Here is a 1210-nt window from a genome sequence, read left to right on the forward strand (position 1 = left end):
CCACGGTGATACCGTCGTAGCGGGCTTCCTCGGCAAGCTTACCGACATCGATCTTGAAGTTCTTGCCGCTGGCCTTGAGGTAACGCCGGTAGGCCGAGTTGCCGACCAGTGCCTTGTCGCCCTTCTTGAGCTGGGCCTCGAGGCCGGCGATGATCGCCTGGCGGTCGGCCTTGTCCTTCTCGGCCTCGGCGTCATTGCGGCTGACGATGTAGCGGTCTTTACCGACCTTGACCTCTTTGACCCACAACTGAGTTTCACCGCGCTGGCGCTCGAGAACGAGCGGAACCATCGGCGCCGTTTCATTGAGCACGACGTTGTGGATCACGCTGCTCGAGCGTTCGCGGGCCCCCAGAATGTATGCCATGCCCAGCTTTTCGAGCGCGGCGATGGTATCGGCGCTGATCATGCCGCGATCGGCGACAACGCAGGCGCGTGTGACGCCGAAGCGCGTTCGCAGCCGATCGACCACCGGCAACAGGACGGTCACGTCAGCGGTGTTGCCGGGCACCATCTCGGTGCAGATCGGCCGGCCCTCGCCATCAACGACCAGCGCCAGGATCATTTGCGCCAGATCGGGGCGCAAGTCCTTGGAATGCCCGCGCTTGCCCAGCGTCTCGCCGCCCGCGCCATGGAAGGACAACGAGGTTGTGTCCATGAACACAAGGCTGAGGTCGGTGAACAGGTCCTGCCGGCGCGCGAAGAGCTTTTCCTCGATCACGTCTTTCACGCAGCGCGCCACCAGCGCGCCTTGCGCCTTTTCGCCGAGTTCCTCGCCCAGCCACGCCATGGCCCGGTAAAAGTGATGGAGCGCCAGACCCTCGGCGCCCTCGATACCATAATCGGCCATCCAGTTCGCGCAGTCGCGGTCCGAGCCCGAGACGAACAGCCGATGCAACGTGCCAATGAACACCGCCCGTTCCACCGCAAAGCCGAACTGGCGCCCTTCCAGCACCTCTTCCAGCACATCGCCGATCCCGAGCCGCTGCCACAGCCGCCCGAACAACAGCGGACCGCCAATGCGGCGAGAGGCAATCCGCCCCGCGTCAATGTCGGACAGGATGAGGCTGCGTTCGCCATGGCGCGCAATCGAGGCCGCCAATCTGTCAAGTTCGCCGCTGGCAACCAGCGCATCCTTGCGGCCCAGCGCCTTTATCGTGCGCTGGCGAACGGTTTTGCCGTCGCGGACACTTTCCACGAGGTAGAGATAGCG

1 protein-coding gene is annotated in these 1210 nt (G+C 64.1%); it reads right to left on the minus strand.

Going from position 1 to position 1210, the window contains the following annotated elements:
• Positions 1-1210: IS1634 family transposase (locus G6N73_RS35765; protein WP_206079277.1), on the minus strand; the 1210-nt coding region annotated here is incomplete at both ends.

It is taken from the genome of Allomesorhizobium camelthorni, from assembly GCF_011045125.1.
In the GTDB taxonomy this organism is placed as follows: domain Bacteria; phylum Pseudomonadota; class Alphaproteobacteria; order Rhizobiales; family Rhizobiaceae; genus Allomesorhizobium; species Allomesorhizobium camelthorni.